1 protein-coding gene is annotated in these 275 nt (G+C 51.6%); it reads left to right on the top strand.

The window, feature by feature from the left end; all coding sequences use genetic code 11:
* Nucleotides 1–45 precede the first annotated feature (45 nt).
* Nucleotides 46–275: transposase (locus ACHAC9_RS24625; protein ID WP_435764456.1), on the top strand; the 230-nt coding region annotated here is incomplete at its 3' end.

Raw genomic sequence — 275 nt, 5'->3', positions numbered from 1 at the left:
TGAACTGACCCCCAAAAGTTGGACACAACTTTTGGGGGTTTTTTCATGACGAAGTACGATGAACAGCTCAAGCTCAAAGTCGTCCGTGAGTATCTGGCTGGCACTTTGGGGTATCAGCGTGTCGCCGAGTTGTACAGCGTTCCACGCAAGAGCCTGGAGACCTGGGTCAAGCTGTACCGCGCCCATGGGGCCGATGGGTTGAAAAAAAAGTTCAGCCATTACAGCATGCAGTTCCGGCTTGAAGTGATACAGCGAATGCGCACAGATGATCTTTC

This window comes from Massilia sp. CMS3.1 (assembly GCF_051262535.1).
In the GTDB taxonomy this organism is placed as follows: domain Bacteria; phylum Pseudomonadota; class Gammaproteobacteria; order Burkholderiales; family Burkholderiaceae_D; genus Telluria.
This window is presented reverse-complemented; position numbering and strand designations above follow the sequence as displayed.